Consider the following 16,875-nt stretch of genomic DNA (forward strand, 5'->3'; position numbering starts at 1 on the left):
CCGACAAATATAATTTCTTCAATTCATTATGCTAGGCTTAAAAGCTAAAATTGAATCAAGACTTGCTTTTTTTCTACACTTTGGTTGAGTGAGACTTTAACAGCCTTCACAATCCCGTCTCCAGGTGATTTTAGGATGTTTTCCATTTTCATTGCCTCCAGAATCAAAACAACGTCACCTTTTTTGACTTCATCTCCGGGCTTTACTTTTAGATCCAAGATAAGGCCAGGCATAGGAGCTGTTATTTCCTTCAATGCCTGTGAAGCTAAGTTGTTCATACCCATTTGTTCCAAAAGCAGATCAAATCTGTCCTTGAGCTGAATACTCGAGATCTTATTTCCTAGTTTGATTTGGATAGTTTTTGTTGCCTTCTCAATAGAGATCAATTCAGCTTCAATAGATTTGTTTTCAGAAATCAAGTGAATCTTTCGCTCTGAGATCCTCTGAAGATCCCATGGTATTGATTTGCCATTTACTTGAATGGCCGCATCGGTTTTTTCAACCGAATAGGTTTTATTTTGGATTGTAACTGTAAACATTCATGTTAATTTGAAGTCGAATATACAATTTCCCCTAAAACCGACTCTTTTTCCTAGCTTAAAATATGAATCATTCCCAAGAAATAGAGCAAAGCCCAGCTTGGTATTCGGCTAGCCTGCAAATATTTTTTTTTCTCTTTTTAACCATATCCTGTAAATCAGTTGATGTCTCTAATCTTGACAGCAATGAAATCCAAGTAGCGGAATCAGACAGCATTGATTTTAGATCGCTTATTGAAGCAAAAGAACTCGCTATCGAATCCTATCAGCCTTCGACAACAACCACTTTCGATATCCTACACACTGAATTGGACTTGTCATTTGATTATCAAAAGCAAACCGTTTCAGGTAAGGCTTTGCTTACGATGAAACCTTATTTCTATCCGACAAAAGAACTATTTCTTGATGCCCAGGATTTTGAAATTGAGGAATTGTTTTTTTTAGAGGATGGTAAGCGGCAGTCGTTAGACTACGGATATGATGAGGAAAAAATTCAAATTCATCTGCCAAGAGAACTAGCTAATACAGATACTTTTCAAATAGCAATTAAGTATACTGCTTTTCCTGAACGAAATGCAGGAGGTGGTAGTGAGGCAATTACGGATACTAAAGGTTTATATTTCATTGATCCTCTAGATACCATTCCAAACACACCCACTATGATTTGGACCCAGGGGGAGACGGCACATAACTCGAAGTGGTTTCCTACCATAGATTCTCCTAATGATAAATTTACTCAGTTGATAAAGTTAACAGTTGCAGATTCGTTGGTTTCGGTAGGCAATGGTGAATTGATCAGGCAGGACAACTTGGGGAATGGGTTGAGGAAGGATTATTGGGAAATGAAACTTCCGCATTCAGCCTATTTGTCGGCATTTGCTATAGGTGATTTTGGTAAGATTGAAGCTAATTGGGAGAATGTCCCTTTGGGTTACTTCGTAGAAAAAGGGTATGAAAAGGGAGCTGAAAAGGTATTTAAAAATACCCCTGAAATGATTGATTTCTTTTCGGAATTACTTGGAGTGAGGTATCCATGGCCTAAATACGATCAGGTAGTTGTCCGTGACTTTGTGTCAGGCGCAATGGAAAACACTACGGTGTCTATTTTTATGGAGGAACTAAGGCTAACCGCACGGGAGGCGATTGATTCTGAGATGGATTACATCATCGCTCATGAGTTGTTTCATCAATGGTTTGGGGATTATGTGACTATGGAATCCTGGGCAAATCTTACCCTGAATGAAGGCTTTGCTAATTACAGTGAGTTCCTGTGGAACGAGTATAAATATGGTGCAGATGAAGCAAAACTTAAGCTGATAGCAGAAACAGAAAGTTATTTCACGGAAGCCTTGATTAAGCAAGTTCCGCTGATACGATTTGAATACCAGGAAGCAGAAGATATGTTTGATTCTCATAGCTATTCAAAAGGTGGAGCTATTCTCCATATGCTTCGGGAATACCTAGGGAAGGAAGCTTTCTATGCAGGGTTGAATTATTATCTGACTAAGCACGCTTTTGGTAATGTGGAGGTCAATGATCTTCGAATGGCCTTTGAGAAAATATGTGGAGAAGACTTGAATTGGTTTTTCAACCAATGGTTTCTAGCAAAAGGCCATCCAGAGCTTCATTTTGAAGTGGATTATTCTGATCCAAAAAATATTTCATTTACAGTCTCGCAGCTTCAAAATTTGAATGAAACACCGCTTTATCAGATTCCTCTTGAGGTGAGTTGGTATTTAGATGGACAAAGGAATAGCAAACGTGTCATGATTACGAAAGCTTCTCAACAATTTTCATTGGAGAATAAGGCGCCAATACATTTGCTATTCATTGATGAAGAGAAAAACATACTTGCTGCCAAATCCATGGAATTAAATGCCAATCAGATGCGAGAGCAGTTTCAAACTTCAAAATTTGGTATAGCTCGATATGAGGCGCTTGATAGTTTAGCTAGATGGGAGGCAGTTACAGAATTAGAATCTATAATCCCTGTTGCACTTGAAGATGAATTTTGGTCTGTGAGGGAATCAGCTTTATCCATAATACAAGGATATCCTGAATGGCTAGAGGATACACCAGAGCTGGCTAGAAAGGTGTTGCAAATTGCGAAAAATGATTCGAGAAATTCTGTGAGAGCAGGTGCACTAGATGCTCTATCGGCATTTTCACCGGATGAGTATTACGACACTTTTGTAGAGCTTGCCAAGGATTCTTCTTATTTGGTAGCAGGCTCTGCCTTGATGGGGCTTGTAACAATGGAGTCGCAGGCTATAGATTCATCGGTAATTGAAGGATATGCAAGCGAAATCAACTATCGCATGGTGATTCCTGTAGCTGATTACTACATCACTAATTCTATTCCTGGAAAAGGGGATTGGTTTATCGACAAGGCAAACACTATCTCAGGAGAGGGATTGTATTATTTCCTTGGATATTTAGGAGAGTATTTCAGCCGGTTCCCTGAAGAGGGCGAGGATAATGCAGTCGATTTCTTATTACAGAGGATGGCTTCTGATTCGAGAAGCTATATTCGTTTGGGGGCTTTTCAGGGGTTGTTAGGCTTTTCTGATGACCCAGAGATTTTGAAAAAAATCAGTGAAGCAGCATCACTAGAAAAGGATACCGACTTGGTTCAGTATTACCAATATTTTTTAGAAGCTCTGAAAGATGAAAATTAATGCCTTGATTTATAATTGTTTGGAAATAATTTCAATAAAACCTCATCAAATTTGAAATGCATGTTTTGAATCTTTAATAAAAGCTTCTAATTTTGCCATCCGTTACGATAAGAAAGCCGGAGAAAAGGTTTGAAAAGTAGCGCTAGTTGGGGGAATACCAAAGCGGCCAACTGGGACGGACTGTAAATCCGTTGACTTAAGTCTTCATAGGTTCGAATCCTATTTCCCCCACACCATTGTCTGAATGCGAAATTTTTTTCTAATTTTGCAGGGCGAAAAAGTCTGGATAAGACCAGCTTAATATGGAAGTAGCTCTCCAGAGTACTAGCCGAAAGGTTAAATACTTAGAGGTAGAGCGGCAGAGATGTTTTCATCTCGAAAGATTACAAGCGGGAGTAGCTCAGTTGGTAGAGCGGCAGCCTTCCAAGCTGCAGGTCGCGGGTTCGAGCCTCGTCTCCCGCTCTTTGTTTCCCTGAGGGTTCTCGGGGGAGCATAAGAGTCTAAGCCGACGTAGCTCAGGGGTAGAGTACTTCCTTGGTAAGGAAGGGGTCAGGGGTTCAAATCCCCTCGTTGGCTCATTTCGATTAATAAGAAAAAAAATTAAATATATCTTTAAACTTAAACTGAGGATTTTCACGCATGGCAAAAGCACAATTCGACCGTTCCAAGCCGCACGTTAATATCGGTACGATTGGTCACGTAGATCATGGAAAGACCACTTTGACTGCTGCCATCACTACCGTACTGGCTAGTAAGGGTCTATCTGAATTAAGAGACTTTTCTTCTATCGATAACGCACCGGAAGAAAAAGAAAGAGGTATCACCATTAACACCTCTCACGTAGAATATCAAACTGAAAACAGACACTACGCTCACGTAGATTGTCCAGGTCACGCTGATTACGTTAAGAACATGGTAACGGGTGCTGCCCAAATGGACGGCGCTATCCTAGTAGTAGCAGCTACTGATGGACCAATGCCTCAAACTAGAGAGCACATCCTTCTAGCTCGTCAGGTAGGTGTACCTCAACTAGTAGTATTTATGAATAAAGTAGATATGGTGGATGATCCTGAGCTTCTTGAGCTTGTGGAGATGGAAATCAGAGAACTACTTTCTTTCTATGAATTCGACGGTGACAACATCCCAGTAATCGCAGGTTCAGCACTTGGTGCATTGAACGGTGAAGAAAAGTGGGTTGAAACTGTAATGGAATTGATGAATGCTGTCGATTCTTATATCCCTCTTCCTGAAAGAGCAATTGATAAGGACTTCTTGATGCCTGTAGAGGACGTATTCTCGATCACTGGTCGTGGTACTGTAGCTACTGGTAGAATTGAAAGAGGTGTTATCAACTCTGGTGAAGCTGTTGACATTATCGGTATGGGTGCTGAAGGACTTAAGTCTACAGTTACTGGTGTTGAGATGTTCCGTAAGATTCTTGACAGAGGTGAAGCAGGTGACAACGTTGGTCTATTGCTAAGAGGTATCGAAAAATCACAAATCAAACGTGGTATGATTATCTGTAAGCCAGGATCTGTTAAGCCTCACTCTCACTTCAACGCTGAAGTTTACGTTCTTTCTAAAGAAGAAGGTGGACGTCACACTCCATTCTTCAACAAATATCGTCCACAGTTCTACTTAAGAACTACAGATGTAACTGGTGAGATCAAACTTCCAGAGAACGTTGAAATGGTAATGCCAGGTGATAACGTGACTATCGAAGTAACTTTGCTTAATGCAGTTGCTCTTGAGAAAGGTCTTCGTTTTGCGATCCGTGAGGGTGGTAGAACTGTAGGAGCTGGTCAGGTTACTGAAATTCTTGACTAATTATCAATCTCTGATTGACTAGTATTACAATGCGATCTCAAATTATTTTGGGATCGCATTTGTTTCTTTAGTAATCAATACCTAATTTTGCGTTCCCATTAGCGGGGCGTTCATTTACACGGGCATAGTTCAACGGCAGAATAGCGGTCTCCAAAACCGTTGATGGGAGTTCGAATCTCTCTGCCCGTGCCAGTAAGTTAAGTACACTATGAATCTGAAAAACTTTGTTCTAGAATCTTATGATGAGATGGTAAATAAGGTCACATGGCCGAAATTTTCATTTCTTCAAAATAGTGCAGTATTGGTGTTAGTAGCATCTTTGATCTTCGCCCTATTTATAGGCGTGGTAGATCTTGGGTTCGAGAACATCATGAAATGGTTTTATGATTTATTCTAATTGAATTGACATTACAGAATGGCTGAACATAAATGGTACGTACTCAGAGTAGTAGCGGGACAGGAGAAAAAAACTAAAACCTATTTGGATAATGAAATTTCCAGACAGGCAATTGGAGATTTTATTCCTGAAGTCCTAATACCTTCGGAGAAAGTATATGAGATGCGTAACGGAAAAAAGCGAGTTAGAGAAAGAAATTTCTTCCCTGGCTACGTTTTAGTCAATGCGGATCTTTCCAATGGTGAGGCCAATCACGTAATTACAAGTATTCCGGGAGTAATCGGTTTCTTAGGATCAAACTCAGGCGGGGCTTCCAAAACCCCTGAGCCACTTCGTCAGTCAGAAATTAACCGTATTTTAGGTAAGGTTGAGGAGATTGACGAGTTCGCAGAGAAACTGGATACACCATTTATAGTCGGAGAGACTGTCAAAGTAATGGACGGTCCTTTCAGTGGATTTACCGGAACAATAGAGGAGATATTTGAGGAGAAGAAAAAACTTAATGTTATGGTTAAGATCTTCGGCCGAAATACTCCTGTCGAATTAAACTTTATACAAGTAGAAAAACAAGACTAAGCAATGGCTAAGGAAATCACTGGTTATTTAAAACTACAAGTGAAAGGTGGCCAGGCAAACCCGTCGCCTCCAGTAGGTCCAGCTCTTGGTTCCAAGGGTCTGAACATAATGGAGTTCTGTAAGCAGTACAATGCACGTACCCAAGATAAAATGGGTCAAGTGCTTCCTGTATTGATTACAATCTACTCAGATAAGTCTTTTGACTTCGTAGTAAAAACTCCTCCTGCAGCAAACATGTTGCTAGAGGCTGCGAAAATTAAAAGCGGATCTGCTGAACCAAACCGTAAGAAGGTAGGATCAGTAACCTGGGATCAGGTTAAGGAGATAGCGGAGGTAAAAATGCCTGACCTTAATGCTTTCAAAGTTGAGTCTGCTATGAAAATGGTAGCTGGTACAGCAAGAAGCATGGGAATCACAGTATCTGGAAAAGCCCCTTGGGAAGTATAAATAAAAAACAATGGCTAAGTTAACAAAAAAGCAAAAAGAAGCTCTTTCTAAGTACGACCCAAGCCAAGTGTACTCCCTGGAGGCAGCTTCTACTATCGTGAAGGATATTACTATGACGAAGTTTGATGCTTCTGTAGATCTTGACATCCGTTTGGGTGTAGATCCACGTAAAGCAGATCAAATGGTAAGAGGCGTTGTTGCGCTTCCTCATGGTACTGGCAAAGACATCAAAGTATTGGTTCTTTGTACTCCTGACAAAATAGCAGAGGCAACCGAAGCAGGTGCAGATTACGCAGGCTTGGACGACTATATAGCTAAAATTGAAGGCGGATGGACTGACATTGATGTCATCATCACTATGCCTAACGTAATGGCGAAAGTAGGTAGATTAGGTAGAGTATTAGGACCAAGAGGTCTTATGCCAAATCCTAAATCAGGAACTGTTACTCTGGATGTAGCTAAGGCAGTAAGAGAAGTAAAAGCTGGTAAAATTGATTTCAAAGTAGATAAATTTGGAATTATTCACGCTGGTATTGGTAAGGCATCCTTCACTGCGGAGCAGATTGAAGAAAATGTAAAAGAACTTATCCTTACTATTTCTAAGCTAAAGCCTTCATCCTCTAAAGGAACATATTTCAAGAGTATTCATTTATCCAGTACAATGTCTCCTGGGATAGCAGTGGACAAGGGTAGCATTCAAGGAATTTAATCATGACTAGAGACGAAAAGAAAGTAATAATCGACGGTCTTACTGAGAAATTTAAGGAAAACCCTTTCTTCTATATCACTGATGCTTCTGGTTTTACCGTAGCGCAAGTGAATGCTTTCAGAAGAGCTTGTTTTGACAAAGGTGTTGAGTACAAAGTGTACAAAAATACCTTGGTCACTAAAGCACTGGAAAATTTAGATGCTGACTTCTCTGAATTATCAGAAAAAGCATTGAAAGGATTCTCTGGGATTTTATTCTCAAAAGAGACGAGTAACCTTCCAGCAAATGTATTGCTGGATTTTAGAAAAAAATTAGGTAAAAAAGCAACTAAGCCAGCATTCAAAGGCGCTTCTATCGATGCAGATATTTTCATCGGAGAAGAGAACCTAGAAATGTTATCTAAGTTGAAGTCAAAGGAGGAATTGTTAGGCGATCTAATCAGCTTGCTACAGTCTCCAGCGATGAACCTTCTTTCAGCATTGCAAAGTGGCCAAAACAATATTACTGGTGTGCTTAGTACGCTTGCTGATAGAGAAGAAAAATAAGTTTAAAAAAATCATTCAAACAAATATTAAATTTCAAATACAATGGCAGATCTTACACAACTTGCAGATCAGTTGGTAAACTTGACTGTAAAAGAGGTTAAAGAATTGACAGATATCCTTAAGGATCAGTATGGCATCGAGCCAGCTGCTGCAGGTGCAGTAGTTGTTGCAGGTGGTGCTGGTGCTGGTGAAGCTGCAGCCGAAGAAGAGAAGTCAACTTTTGACGTGATCTTGAAAGCCGCTGGTGGATCAAAACTGGCAGTTGTTAAGCTTGTAAAAGAATTGACTGGTCTTGGTCTTAAAGAGGCAAAAGAACTAGTTGACGGAGCTCCTAAAGCGTTGAAAGAAGGCGTGGCTAAGGACGAAGCTGAAGGCTTGAAGAAGTCTTTGGAAGAAGCTGGTGCTGAAGTAGAGATCAAATAATTTGCTGAACCGCAACTATTAGGTTGGGGTTCAAGCCTAAGACCTGACTATTTTAGTCAGGTCTTTTCCTGTTTATGCACAGGTTCAAATTAGCATTATTCTAATCGGAAATATAATTTTTCCGATATAAACATTTCACCATAAACATACACTACCTTGGCTATCAAGAATCAAACCGAAAGGAAAAGTTTCTCCTCCATTAAGGTGGTCAAAACCTATCCGGATTTTCTAGATATTCAGTTGCAGTCTTTTAAAGACTTTTTTCAACTGGATACTCCTGCAGAAAAACGCCGGGCAGACGGTTTATTTAAAGTATTCGCAGAAAACTTCCCAATCAGTGATTCCAGAGAGAATTTCACTCTAGAATTTATTGATTATGCAGTAGATCCACCCAAATATTCCGTGGGCGAATGCATTGACCGTGGCTTGACCTACTCTGTACCGTTGAAAGCAAAGTTGAGATTACTTTGTCATGACGAGGATAATGAAGATTTCGAAACGATTGAGCAAGAAGTATTCTTAGGTAATCTTCCATACATGACCGAGAAGGGGTCATTTGTAATTAATGGTGCTGAAAGAGTTATTGTTTCACAACTTCACCGTTCCCCAGGTGTATTCTTTGCTCAAAGCAAGCATACAAATGGCACGAAACTTTACTCTGCCAGAATTATCCCTTTCAAAGGTTCTTGGATTGAATTTGCGACGGACATTAATAATGTCATGTATGCATACATAGACCGTAAGAAGAAGTTTCCAGTAACCACATTGCTAAGATCTATAGGATATGGCTCTGATAAAGATATCCTAGATCTATTCGGACTATCTGAGGAAGTCAACGCTACTAAGACAGCAATGAAAAAAGTAGCTGGGCGTAAGCTAGCTGCTAGGGTTCTAAGAACTTGGGTAGAAGATTTTGTTGATGAAGATACTGGTGAAGTAGTTTCTATCGACAGAAACGAGGTATTGCTGGAGCGTGATACTGTACTTACAGACGAAGACATTGAAATGATCTTGGATTCAGGCTCGAAGAGCATCATTCTCCATAGAGAAGATGTAAACGTGGCTGATTACTCTATCATCTATAATACATTACAAAAAGATAGCTCTAACTCAGAGAAGGAGGCAGTAGAAGTTATCTATCGTCAGTTGAGAAATACTGAAGCTCCTGATGAGTCAACCGCTCGTGAGGTAATTCATAGTTTGTTTTTCTCTGACAAACGTTATGATCTTGGTGAAGTTGGTCGTTATAGAATCAACAAAAAACTAGGTCTTGACATCGATTCTGAGAAAATCGTCCTTACTAAGGAGGATATTATCAATATCGTAAAATACCTAATTGGATTGATCAACTCTAAGGCTGTAGTCGATGATATTGATCACTTAAGCAATAGACGAGTAAGAACTGTAGGCGAGCAGCTTTACAGCCAATTCGGTGTAGGTTTGGCTAGAATGGCCAGAACGATCCGTGAAAGAATGAACGTTCGTGACAATGAAGACTTTAAACCAGTCGATTTGATCAATGCGCGTACACTTTCTTCTGTTATCAATTCATTCTTTGGTACAAACCAACTTTCTCAGTTTATGGATCAAACCAATCCATTGGCGGAGTTGACTCACAAGAGAAGACTTTCAGCTTTGGGTCCAGGGGGTCTATCCAGAGAAAGAGCAGGTTTCGAGGTTCGAGATGTTCACTACACGCACTACGGTCGTCTGTGTACTATTGAAACTCCAGAAGGTCCAAACATTGGATTGATTTCTTCCCTTTGTGTTCATGCTAAAGTGAATTCAATGGGCTTCCTTGAGACTCCTTACCGTAAGGTGAAGGATGGTAAGGCAAGTATGAAAGCTGAGGACGTATTATTCCTTACTGCTGAAGAAGAAGATGATCACAACATTGCCCAAGCAAATGCGCCGCTTGACGAAAACGGTAAGTTTATCAATGAGAAGGTAAAAGCAAGATTTGAAGGTGACTTCCCAGTATTGGAGCCTTCAGAAATTAGCTACATGGACGTTGCTCCTAACCAAATTGTATCTGTTGCGGCATCCTTGATTCCTTTCTTGGAGCATGATGATGCGAACCGTGCATTGATGGGATCCAACATGCAGCGTCAGGCAGTACCATTGTTAAAAGCTGAAGCGCCTATCGTAGGTACAGGTCTTGAGGCAAAAGCAGCTGTAGACTCTAGATCTCTCATCATTGCGGAAGCAAGTGGTGTTGTAGATTATGTGGATGCTAAGAAAATCGTTATCAAGTATGATCTCAGCGATGATGAGCTTCTGGTGAATTTCACGGATGAATATAAGTCATACGATCTAATTAAATTCAGAAGAACTAACCAAGATACTACTATCAACTTGACTCCTTTGGTGCTTAAAGGCCAAAAGGTGAAAAAAGGTCAGGTATTGGTAGAAGGTTACTCTACTAATAACGGTGAGCTAGCGCTTGGTAAAAACTTGAAAGTGGCTTACATGCCATGGCAAGGATATAACTTTGAGGATGCGATCGTAATCTCTGAGCGAGTAGTAAGAGAAGATATCTTTACTTCAATCCACGTAGAAGAATTCCAATTGGAAGTTCGAGATACCAAGAGAGGTGAGGAAGAATTGACTTCTGAAATCCCTAACGTATCTGAAGAAGCAGTTAAAAATCTTGATGAGCATGGTATCATCGCGATTGGAGCTGAAGTAAAAGAAGGCGATATCATCATAGGTAAGATCACTCCAAAAGGAGAAACTGACCCTACTCCGGAAGAGAAGTTGCTTAGAGCAATCTTCGGTGATAAAGCTGGTGACGTGAAAGATGCTTCCTTGAAAGCTTCACCATCATTGAATGGTGTGGTAATCGAGACTAAGCTTTTCGCAAGACCTAAAAAAGATAAAGACGTAAGAGCTAAGGCTAAAGCTGAGGTTGAAAAACTGAAAGCACGCTATTCTAAAGATCTTTTGGGTATCAGAGCTCGAATGATCAATAAGATGGTGACTATCCTTGATGGCAAAACTTCTCAAGGTGTTAAGCATAAGTTCGGTGATGAGATTATCACTAAAGGACAGAAGTTCAACCAAAAGAATATTGAGAATAATCTTTTCCCTGCTAAGAACCCTTACAGAGATGAGAGTAATTACAATGTTCCTGAAGAGGCTAACCTTATTTCTGACATCGTTCTTGACGATTGGACCAATGATCCTCATACCAATGAGTTGATTGCTCAATTGGTGAAAAACTTCATTAATTCGAGAAATGAAATTGCAGGTACATTCAAGCGTGAAAGATTTACACTTGAAGTAGGTGACGAACTTCCTGCAGGTATCGTACAGCTTGCCAAAGTTTACATCGCTAAAAAGCGCAAGCTTAAAGTTGGTGATAAGATGGCGGGGCGTCACGGTAACAAAGGTATAGTAGCAAGAATCGTAAGAGACGAGGATATGCCGTTCCTTGAGGATGGAACTCCAATGGATATCGTATTGAATCCACTGGGTGTACCTTCTCGTATGAACATCGGGCAGATCTTCGAAACTGTATTGGCTTGGGCTGGTCAGAAACTGGATAAGAAATATGCTACTCCAATCTTTGATGGTGCTTCCATGGAAGAAGTATCTCACGAATTGGAATTGGCAGGGCTGCCAGCTTATGGTCGTACCTACTTATACGATGGACTTTCTGGTGTGAAATTCGATCAGCCAATTACAGTAGGTATCGCATACATGCTGAAGCTTGGTCACTTAGTAGATGATAAGATGCACGCACGTTCAATCGGTCCATACTCATTGATCACGCAGCAACCATTGGGTGGTAAAGCCCAGTTTGGTGGTCAGCGTTTCGGAGAAATGGAAGTTTGGGCACTTGAGGCATTCGGTGCATCACACGTACTTCAGGAAATCCTGACAGTGAAGTCTGATGACGTAATTGGTAGAGCAAAAGCTTACGAAGCGATTGTGAAAGGTGAAAACCTTCCTAAGCCTAATATTCCTGAATCATTCAACGTATTGGTTCATGAATTAAGAGGTTTGGCTCTTGAAATTACCCTAGATTAATAAAGCGAATGGGCTCGCAAGAGCCCTTTACATATCTTTCAAAAAACTATGGCGTTCAGAAAAAATAAAAAACTTAACAATGATTTTTCCAGAGTCACCATCAGTTTGGCTTCCCCAGAATCAATTCTGGATAGCTCAAACGGTGAAGTGACCCAGCCAGAGACCATCAATTATAGAACCTACAAGCCTGAAATGGGCGGTTTGTTCTGTGAGAGAATCTTTGGTCCTGTAAAGGATTGGGAGTGTCATTGTGGCAAGTACAAGCGCATCAGGTATAAAGGTATTATCTGTGATCGCTGCGGTGTAGAGGTTACAGAGAAGAAAGTAAGAAGAGAGAGAATGGGGCACATCGAGCTGGTAGTACCAGTTGCCCACATTTGGTATTTCAAATCTCTTCCTAATAAAATCGGTTATCTACTTGGTCTTCCGACTAAGAAACTTGATCAGATTGTCTATTACGAGCGTTATGCGGTTGTTCAGCCAGGCATCAAAGCAGAAGAGGGAGTTCAATATTTGGACTTCCTGACTGAAGATGAATACCTGGATATCATGGACAAGCTTCCTAAGGAAAACCATATGCTTGACGATGAGGATCCAAATAAATTCATCGCCAAAATGGGTGCTGAAGCGTTGGAGATGCTATTGGCAAGAATTGATCTGGATGACCTTTCTTATGCACTTCGTCACCAAGCTGCTACTGATACTTCTCAACAGAGAAAAGCAGAAGCACTGAAAAGACTTAAAGTGGTAGAAGCATTCCGTGATGCTAGAACAAGAATCGAAAACCGTCCTGAGTGGATGGTTGTTCGTATGGTTCCAGTTATTCCACCGGAATTGCGTCCATTGGTTCCTTTGGATGGCGGTCGTTTTGCGACTTCCGATTTGAATGACCTTTATAGAAGAGTTATCATCAGAAACAACCGTCTGAAGAGATTGATCGATATCAAAGCTCCAGAGGTAATTTTGAGAAACGAAAAAAGAATGCTTCAGGAAGCTGTAGATTCTCTATTCGATAACTCTAGAAAAGTAAATGCAGTAAGATCTGATGGAAACCGTGCTTTGAAATCCCTTTCCGATATGTTGAAAGGTAAGCAAGGTCGATTCCGTCAAAACTTGCTCGGTAAGCGTGTGGATTACTCCGGTCGTTCTGTGATCGTGGTAGGTCCTGAGTTGAAGCTTCACGAGTGTGGTCTTCCTAAAAATATGGCGGCTGAACTTTTCAAGCCTTTCATCATCAGAAAACTGATCGAAAGAGGTATTGTGAAGACAGTTAAGTCGGCCAAGAAAATTGTTGATCGTAAAGATCCTGTGGTTTGGGATATTTTGGAAAACGTATTGAAGGGACACCCTGTGCTCCTTAACCGTGCCCCTACTCTTCACAGACTAGGTATCCAAGCTTTCCAGCCAAAGCTTATAGAAGGAAAAGCTATCCAGCTTCACCCATTGGTATGTACTGCATTCAACGCCGATTTTGACGGTGATCAGATGGCAGTTCACGTACCGCTTGGACATGAAGCGATCTTGGAAGCTTCTACGTTGATGCTTTCTTCGCACAATATTCTTAACCCTGCCAACGGAGCTCCAATTACTGTACCTTCTCAGGATATGGTATTGGGTCTATACTACGTGACCAAGGGTAAGAGATCTACTCCAGAGGAGAAGGTTCCTGGTGAAGGAATGACATTCTACAGCACTGAAGAAGTGATCATCGCATTGAATGAGGAGCAAATCTCCAAGCATGCGAATATCAAATGTAAAGTACAGGTAAGAACCGAAGATGGAGGTTACAAGGATGAGATTATTGAAACCGTAGCCGGTAGATTGATTTTCAACCAGTTTGTACCAAAAGAAGTAGGTTATGTAAATGAGCTTTTGACCAAGAAAAAACTTCAGCAGATTATTGCTAAAGTGGTTAAGGTATGTGGAATGGCACGTACAGCTCAATTCTTGGATGATATCAAAAACCTTGGATTCCAGATGGCCTACAAAGGTGGTCTATCTATGGGTCTGAATGATGTAATCATCCCAGAAGAAAAAGAGCCGATGATTACTAAGGCCAAAGACGAAGTTGACCAAGTATGGAACAACTACCTAATGGGTCTAATCACGGATAACGAACGATACAATCAAGTAATTGATATTTGGACTCGTACCAACTCTCATTTGACTAATAATCTGATGAAGCAGATGGAAGAGGATAAGCAAGGATTCAATGCTATCTACATGATGATGCACTCAGGAGCCCGTGGTTCCAGAGAACAAATTCGTCAGCTGGGTGGTATGAGAGGCTTGATGGCTAAGCCACAGAAAAACCTTCAAGGTTCTGTAGGTGAGATCATCGAAAACCCAATCCTTTCAAACTTCAAAGAAGGACTGGATGTATTGGAATACTTTATCTCTACGCACGGTGCACGTAAAGGCCTCGCCGATACTGCATTGAAAACTGCCGATGCTGGTTACCTAACCAGACGTCTAGTGGATGTGGCGCAGGATATGATTGTGACTGAAGACGATTGTGGTAGTTTGAGAGGATTGATGGTTCAGCCATTGAGAGATAATGACGATATCGTCGAGCCACTTTCTGAGAGAGTTGTAGGTAGAGTTTCTGTCCATGATATATACCATCCAGAAACGGATGAGTTGATCATTGAATCAGGAGTTATGATCAGCGATGAGGTTGCTCAGTTGATTGACGAATCTGGTATTGACGAGGTTGAGATCAGATCTGTATTGACGTGTGAGACTCGTAGAGGTGTATGTGGGAAATGCTACGGAAGAAATCTAACCTCATCTGGCCATATGGTACAGACAGGTGAATCTGTAGGTGTTATCGCTGCACAATCAATCGGTGAGCCTGGTACTCAGCTTACATTGAGAACTTTCCACGTAGGTGGTACTGCATCAAACATGGCTGTAGAAGCGAGTGTGATAGCTAAGTTCGACGGTGTTGTAGAATTTGACGATGAATTGAGATTAATCGAGACTACCAATAAGGATGGCGAACCAGTAACGGTGGTCATGGGTAGATCTGGTGAGATCAAAGTGAATGATCCTAAGACAGGTAAGACATTAGTGTCTAATCATGCACCATATGGTTCAATTGTCAATGTGAAGGATAAGGAGAAAGTTACTAAGGGTCAGACTCTATGTAAGTGGGATCCATATAATGCAGTTATCCTATCTGAATTCGATGGTAAAATTGAATTCGAAGCAATCGTAGAAGGCGTTACTTTCAAAGAAGTGTCCGATGATCAGACAGGCTTCCGTGAGAAAGTAATTATCGATACAAAAGATAGAACTAAGAACCCTGCAATCATTGTCAACTATGGTGAAGAGTCTAAAGGATATAACATTCCTGTAGGAGCTCACTTGGCAATTGAGGCTGGAGACAAAGTTAAATCAGGTCAAATCTTGGTAAAAATCCCAAGATCTGTTGGTAAAACAAGAGATATTACTGGTGGTCTTCCACGAGTTACAGAGCTATTCGAAGCAAGAAATCCATCCAATCCGGCTGTAGTTTCTGAAATCGATGGTGTGGTATCTTACGGTGGTATCAAGAGAGGTAACAGAGAAATCATCATTGAGTCCAAAGATGGAGTAATTAAGAAATACATGGTATCTCTTTCTAAGCATATCTTGGTTCAGGAGAATGACTTTATCAGAGCTGGTGAACCACTTTCTGATGGAGCGATCACTCCAAATGATATCTTGTCTATCAAAGGCCCAACTGCTGTTCAAGAATACTTAGTAAATGAAATCCAGGAAGTCTATCGTCTTCAAGGTGTGAAAATCAACGATAAGCACATCGAGGTGATCGTATCTCAAATGATGCAGAAAGTTGAAATCCTTGATGCTGGTGATACTGGATTCCTGCAGAACCAAGTAGTGGATAAGTGGGCATTCAGAGAAGAGAATGATAATATTCTTGACCGTAAGGTGGTTATGGATGCTGGTGATTCTTCTACATTGAAGCCAGGTATGATTATCTCTGCAAGAAGATTGAGAGATGAGAATTCTAGCTTGAAGCGTAAGGATCTTAAGTTGGTGCAAGTACGTGATGCTGAAACTGCGGTTTCTAAGCCTACTCTACAGGGTATCACTGCCGCATCTTTGGGTACTGAGTCATTTATCTCTGCAGCTTCCTTCCAGGAGACTACTAAGGTGCTTTCCGAAGCAGCTATCAGAGGTAAGCGAGATGAGCTGAAAGGTTTGAAAGAGAACGTAATCGTTGGTCACTTGATTCCTGCCGGTACTGGTCAGAGAAGATTGCAGCCTATCATCGTAGGTTCTCAGGAAGAATATGAGAAGCTTTCAGAAAACATGGAGCGCAACACTAAAAGATCTAGCGAAGCAATCCTGTAAAAGTTTAATAAATTAATTCAAAAGGCCTGTTTCACGACAGGCCTTTTTTTTCTAAATGACGTATTTAACCGCGGTGGACGCGAAGGTTTGCGCAGAGAACGCAGTTTAGATATCTTATGATGAACCAGAGTTGCCAACTGGATAAATAAGCTAGTTAATTGGTTATAGGTAATTTAGTCTTCATTAGTCTCCTTGTTAATAGTTAAGAGACTTATGAATTACAGAATTGGATCAACAATGGCATTGAGGCTACTTCGGTCACCTGTCATCGGTCATCCAGCCTAATAAACAAAGAAAATAGCGGTACTGGCATCATTAGGGATAATTATATAAATAACAT

At 40.8% G+C, this 16,875-nt stretch carries 11 protein-coding genes and 4 tRNA genes; 14 read left to right on the top strand and 1 reads right to left on the bottom strand.

The window, feature by feature from the left end; translation table 11 throughout:
- Window positions 1-44: 44 nt before the first annotated feature.
- Window positions 45-539: an acyl-CoA carboxylase biotin carboxyl carrier protein subunit gene (locus tag QOL76_RS16690; protein WP_283414121.1), complete on the bottom strand. Its 495-nt coding sequence runs from the start codon at window positions 537-539 to the stop codon at window positions 45-47.
- 65 nt (window positions 540-604) lie between these two features.
- On the opposite strand from QOL76_RS16690, the gene QOL76_RS16695 reads away from it, so the two are divergent.
- The 14 genes from QOL76_RS16695 (at window position 605) to rpoC (ending at window position 16,535) form a co-directional block, all read left to right on the top strand.
- Entirely contained in the window at window positions 605-3,217 is a 2,613-nt protein-coding gene (locus QOL76_RS16695) for a M1 family aminopeptidase (protein WP_283414122.1), read from the top strand.
- A gap of 148 nt (window positions 3,218-3,365) precedes the next feature.
- A tRNA-Tyr gene (locus tag QOL76_RS16700) sits at window positions 3,366-3,448 on the top strand.
- A 158-nt stretch (window positions 3,449-3,606) separates the two neighbouring features.
- Window positions 3,607-3,679, top strand: a tRNA-Gly gene (locus QOL76_RS16705).
- A gap of 42 nt (window positions 3,680-3,721) precedes the next feature.
- A tRNA-Thr gene (locus tag QOL76_RS16710) sits at window positions 3,722-3,793 on the top strand.
- 63 nt (window positions 3,794-3,856) lie between these two features.
- Window positions 3,857-5,044: an elongation factor Tu gene (gene tuf / locus QOL76_RS16715; RefSeq protein WP_091692129.1), complete on the top strand. Its 1,188-nt coding sequence runs from the start codon at window positions 3,857-3,859 to the stop codon at window positions 5,042-5,044.
- 118 nt (window positions 5,045-5,162) lie between these two features.
- Window positions 5,163-5,236 (top strand) — tRNA-Trp (locus tag QOL76_RS16720).
- A 16-nt stretch (window positions 5,237-5,252) separates the two neighbouring features.
- On the top strand, window positions 5,253-5,441 hold the full coding sequence (gene secE, locus QOL76_RS16725; RefSeq protein WP_086543367.1) for a preprotein translocase subunit SecE: 189 nt from the start codon (window positions 5,253-5,255) through the stop codon (window positions 5,439-5,441).
- Window positions 5,442-5,459: 18 nt separating this feature from the next.
- Window positions 5,460-6,017, top strand: coding sequence for a transcription termination/antitermination protein NusG (nusG, locus tag QOL76_RS16730; RefSeq protein ID WP_283414123.1), 558 nt, complete (start codon window positions 5,460-5,462; stop codon window positions 6,015-6,017).
- Between the two features lie 3 nt (window positions 6,018-6,020).
- Window positions 6,021-6,464 (top strand): 50S ribosomal protein L11, encoded by a 444-nt coding sequence (gene rplK / locus QOL76_RS16735; RefSeq protein WP_091692127.1) that lies wholly within the window; start codon window positions 6,021-6,023, stop codon window positions 6,462-6,464.
- Window positions 6,465-6,474: 10 nt separating this feature from the next.
- Window positions 6,475-7,173: a 50S ribosomal protein L1 gene (gene rplA / locus QOL76_RS16740; protein WP_283414124.1), complete on the top strand. Its 699-nt coding sequence runs from the start codon at window positions 6,475-6,477 to the stop codon at window positions 7,171-7,173.
- Window positions 7,174-7,175: 2 nt separating this feature from the next.
- Window positions 7,176-7,718 (top strand): 50S ribosomal protein L10, encoded by a 543-nt coding sequence (rplJ, locus tag QOL76_RS16745; RefSeq protein WP_283414125.1) that lies wholly within the window; start codon window positions 7,176-7,178, stop codon window positions 7,716-7,718.
- Window positions 7,719-7,760: 42 nt separating this feature from the next.
- The gene (gene rplL, locus QOL76_RS16750) at window positions 7,761-8,141 is read left to right on the top strand and encodes a 50S ribosomal protein L7/L12 (RefSeq protein WP_057939465.1); all 381 of its coding nucleotides are present in this window, start codon (window positions 7,761-7,763) and stop codon (window positions 8,139-8,141) included.
- A gap of 156 nt (window positions 8,142-8,297) precedes the next feature.
- Window positions 8,298-12,173, top strand: a complete 3,876-nt coding sequence (rpoB, locus tag QOL76_RS16755; protein WP_283414126.1) for a DNA-directed RNA polymerase subunit beta — start codon at window positions 8,298-8,300, stop codon at window positions 12,171-12,173.
- 48 nt (window positions 12,174-12,221) lie between these two features.
- Complete coding sequence (gene rpoC, locus QOL76_RS16760) at window positions 12,222-16,535, top strand: DNA-directed RNA polymerase subunit beta' (RefSeq protein WP_283414127.1); 4,314 nt, start codon at window positions 12,222-12,224, stop codon at window positions 16,533-16,535.
- Window positions 16,536-16,875 lie beyond the last annotated feature (340 nt).

The sequence above is a fragment of the Algoriphagus winogradskyi genome (assembly GCF_900182815.1).
Classification (GTDB): Bacteria; Bacteroidota; Bacteroidia; order Cytophagales; family Cyclobacteriaceae; genus Algoriphagus; species Algoriphagus winogradskyi.

Bases quoted from the DNA above. Each gene is read 5' to 3' on its own strand.
- QOL76_RS16690 (WP_283414121.1), bottom strand. From the start codon at position 539: ATGTTTACAGTTACAATCCAAAATAAAACCTATTCGGTTGAAAAAACC.
- QOL76_RS16695 (WP_283414122.1), top strand. From the start codon at position 605: ATGAATCATTCCCAAGAAATAGAGCAAAGCCCAGCTTGGTATTCGGCT.
- tuf (WP_091692129.1), top strand. From the start codon at position 3,857: ATGGCAAAAGCACAATTCGACCGTTCCAAGCCGCACGTTAATATCGGT.
- secE (WP_086543367.1), top strand. From the start codon at position 5,253: ATGAATCTGAAAAACTTTGTTCTAGAATCTTATGATGAGATGGTAAAT.
- nusG (WP_283414123.1), top strand. From the start codon at position 5,460: ATGGCTGAACATAAATGGTACGTACTCAGAGTAGTAGCGGGACAGGAG.
- rplK (WP_091692127.1), top strand. From the start codon at position 6,021: ATGGCTAAGGAAATCACTGGTTATTTAAAACTACAAGTGAAAGGTGGC.
- rplA (WP_283414124.1), top strand. From the start codon at position 6,475: ATGGCTAAGTTAACAAAAAAGCAAAAAGAAGCTCTTTCTAAGTACGAC.
- rplJ (WP_283414125.1), top strand. From the start codon at position 7,176: ATGACTAGAGACGAAAAGAAAGTAATAATCGACGGTCTTACTGAGAAA.
- rplL (WP_057939465.1), top strand. From the start codon at position 7,761: ATGGCAGATCTTACACAACTTGCAGATCAGTTGGTAAACTTGACTGTA.
- rpoC (WP_283414127.1), top strand. From the start codon at position 12,222: ATGGCGTTCAGAAAAAATAAAAAACTTAACAATGATTTTTCCAGAGTC.